The organism is Paraburkholderia sp., from assembly GCF_035656215.1.
GTDB lineage: Bacteria > Pseudomonadota > Gammaproteobacteria > Burkholderiales > Burkholderiaceae > Paraburkholderia.
In genome coordinates this window covers 1-3,399 of the sequence record NZ_DASRSY010000170.1, presented here as the reverse complement: position 1 = coordinate 3,399, position 3,399 = coordinate 1, and the positions used below count along the sequence as shown (strand labels likewise).

Annotated in this window: 5 protein-coding genes; all 5 read left to right on the top strand. The window is 60.0% G+C overall.

Annotation, left to right across the window (positions count from 1 at the left end):
• Positions 1-742 (top strand): sugar ABC transporter permease (locus VFE81_RS09845; protein WP_325044413.1); only part of this gene is annotated, 742 nt, incomplete at its 5' end.
• 7 nt (positions 743-749) lie between these two features.
• Complete coding sequence (locus VFE81_RS09840; protein ID WP_325044412.1) at positions 750-1,574, top strand: carbohydrate ABC transporter permease; 825 nt, start codon at positions 750-752, stop codon at positions 1,572-1,574.
• A gap of 75 nt (positions 1,575-1,649) precedes the next feature.
• On the top strand, positions 1,650-1,814 hold the full coding sequence (locus VFE81_RS09835) for a hypothetical protein (RefSeq protein WP_325044411.1): 165 nt from the start codon (positions 1,650-1,652) through the stop codon (positions 1,812-1,814).
• A gap of 31 nt (positions 1,815-1,845) precedes the next feature.
• Positions 1,846-2,880, top strand: coding sequence for a LacI family DNA-binding transcriptional regulator (locus VFE81_RS09830; RefSeq protein WP_325044410.1), 1,035 nt, complete (start codon positions 1,846-1,848; stop codon positions 2,878-2,880).
• Between the two features lie 69 nt (positions 2,881-2,949).
• On the top strand, positions 2,950-3,399 hold a 450-nt coding region (locus VFE81_RS09825), incomplete at its 3' end, for a hypothetical protein (protein ID WP_325044409.1).

Below are 3,399 nucleotides of genomic sequence, written 5' to 3'. Positions count from 1 at the left end.
GGCGCTGAGCTTTCTCGGTTTTGCCAACTATGTGGACACGCTGAACGACCGAGAATTCTGGCAAGCGACGCAATGGACCCTGATTTACACGGCGATCACATTGCCCGTTCAGCTTGTTCTGGGCCTGCTCGTCGCGTTGTGCCTGGACAAGGTCGTTCATTGCCGCAATGTGATGATCTCGGTGATACTGCTGCCGTTTATTGTCACCCCCGTGGTCGGTACGATGTTCTTCGCGCTGCTTTTCAAAGATCCGTGGGGTTTTTATACGCAGATGCTTAACGCGGTTGGCATTCACATCGACTGGTACGCATCGGTGTGGGGTTCCCGCGCTCTGCTGATGATCTTTCGCGTCTGGATGGCCACGCCGTTTGTGATCCTGATCCTTTTCGCCGGTTTGCAGAGCATGAACCGCGAGCCGCTCGAGTCTTCACTGATTGATGGCGCGAATGCGTGGCAACGAATCCTTTATGTGGTCATCCCTGCGCTTCGGCCACTGATGCTGTTCGTAGCCATGGTGATTGTCATGGACAACTATCGTGAATTCGACAGTGTCTTCGTCATGACCCAGGGAGGTCCGTTCGGTGCCACTGAAACCCTGATGTTCTACAACTACAAGGTGTCGTTTGCGCAGCAGGCACTTGGCCGCGGCAGCGCGGTGAGCGTATTGACCGTGGTCGGCGTCATGGTGTTACTCCTGCCATTCCTGTACCTGACCTACCGCGAACAGACCGCGCAGAAGTGAGACCACGATGAAAACTCCACGTTATCTGAATGTGCTTGTCGGCGTCGTGCTGGCCGCGTGGCTGGTGTTCGCTGCTGGACCCTTCGTCTGGAACATCCTCACGTCGATCAAGTCGACGCGTGACGGTTTCGCGATGCCACCCGTCTGGACCTTCACGCCGCATTTTGATGCCTATCGCCAGCTCTGGACCGAGGACCATTTTGGCGACTATCTGTACAACAGCCTGTTCGTTGCGCTGTTCACAGTGGTCATCTCGCTCGCGATCGGGGCGTTATCCGGCTATGCGCTTGCGCGCTATTCACGGGTAGGCGGTTTCTACCTGCTGCTGGCAGCGCTCCTCTTTCGTGCGTTGCCACGCATGGTGTTCGTGTTGCCGTACTACTACTTCGCGCAGTGGACGGGCCTTTACGACACGCGGGTGCTGCTGATTCTCGTTCTCGTGACGATCAACCAGCCGTTCACGATCTGGATGTTCCGCGGCTTTTTCATGGACATCCCGACCTCGATCGACGAGGCGGCGATGGTAGACGGGTGCAACCGTTTCCAGGCGTTCCGCCACGCGATCCTGCCGCTGGCGCTGCCCGGAGCGATCACCGCAGCTATCTTCACGCTGCTGCTCGCCTACAACGAATTCATGATCCCGGTGATCCTGACTGCATCGAACGCGACCACACTGCCGGTGGCGATCTCGCAGTTCGGCTCGGAGGATCTACGCAACTGGACGCTGTCCGCAGCGGGCAGCGTGTCGATCGCATTGCCGATCATCGCGATCGTGATGTTCCTGCAGCGTTACTTCGTCAGGGGACTGACGTCGGGCGCGGTGAAGGGCTAAGCGAAAGCAGACGAGACGAGCCGGATTAAGCGCACACACGGCATGACAAACCCAATTATCACGACGAGCAACATCATGGAAACCGAATCAGTCAGTACGAACCACGCAGGCCGCTGCCGAAGCGTGCTGCAGGAGATCAACCTGCTGGGCGGCATCCAACAGGGGGCGCGCATACGCGAGATATTTGGCGCAGAGTTCGCATGGCTGCGGTCGCTTCACCCCGCGCAATTCACCGCGTGACGGTACCGGCTCCTGACCGAAAAGAGGATCTATGAAGCGACCTTCTGACGCTGAACTGGCCGATACGGCGCCACGTCGCGCCACGTCCTATGACGTGGCGCGCATGGCCGGCGTCTCGCAATCGGCCGTGTCGCGTGCCTTCACGCCGGGCGCCAGTATCTCGAAGAACACCCGTGCGAAGATCGAAGCCGCCGCGCGAGCGCTCGACTATGAGCCGAATGCGATTGCGCGCATCCTGATCACACGCCGCTCGAACATCGTTGCTGTCATCATCACCGAGCAGACCACGCTGAATTATCCGGACGTGCTGTATCAGCTCGGCTCCGAACTGCAGCGCGAAGGTTTTCATCCACTGCTGTTCACCATCACGCGCGAGTTCGAAATTTCGGATCTGCTGTCGAAGGTCCTCAACTATCAGGTCGACGGCATCATCGCGTGCACGTCGCTGCCACCTCAGCAGATCCAGATGTGCGCGGAGCGGCGCGTGCCGGTGATTCTTTACAACCGCAGCGTACGAAATGGCACGGCGTCTTCCGTCGCGTGCGATCAGGAAGAGCATGCGCGCGACATCGCGCATCGGCTTGTCGCCGCCGGGCACGAGCGCTTTCTGGTGGTCGGCGGTCCGGCTGAAGCCCCGGTCGGCAACGCGCGAGTCGACGGGTTCCTGCGTGGACTCGGCGAGAAGGGCATAACCGACGTGGTGCGCGAGAGCGGCGACTTCAGCTACGAGTCGGGCTATGACGCAATCATGCATGCGGACCGCGATCGCGATTGCCCGTCAGCCGTATTTTGCGCGAATGACACGATGGCGCTTGGGGCGCTCGATGCGCTGCGTTTTGAGCGAGGTTATCGGGTGCCGGACCAGATTTCCGTGGTCGGATTCGACGACGTCGTCGGGTCGCGCCGTCCGACCTATAACCTGACGACGGTGCGCCAGCCGGCCGAGCAGATGGCGCGCGCGGCGGTGCGTCTCGTCAAACACTATCTGGAGCATCCCGGCGACGCGCCGCAGGCTATTCTGATGCCGGGCGAACTGATCGTACGTGGCTCCGCGAAACTGGGATAGGTGATGAAAAACTTCATTACGAAAGCCGCTCCACCAGCGACTGGACCGGCAGCGTCTGGGACAGGTGCCGTGCCCGGCACTACCGGCGCAGTCATGCGCGCCGGACTCGTTGATCTCGACGAAATGCTTGACTATCGCGCGGGACAGTCTGGCCCGTACCGCCAGACAATGCCAGGCTTCGATGCGGAATACGCTGATTTTGTCGATTACATCTTGCGGTGTACCCATCGGATCTGGGAGCAGAAGGGGCTCGGACTGATCGATACCCACTACAGCGCCGACTGCCTGATACATACGCTCTCGGGTGAGGTGAGCGGAATTGACGCGGTGATCGCGAACACGGCCGCGACTCTGGCAGGCTTTCCCGACCGCACGCTTTATGGCGAGGAAGTCGTCTGGACCGGGGCGGACGGTGGCTTTTTCTCGTCCCACCGGATCACGAGCCACATGACCAATCGCGGCTGGTCCGAGTTTGGGGCGCCGACACATCGACACGCGACGGTACGCACGATTGCGGAT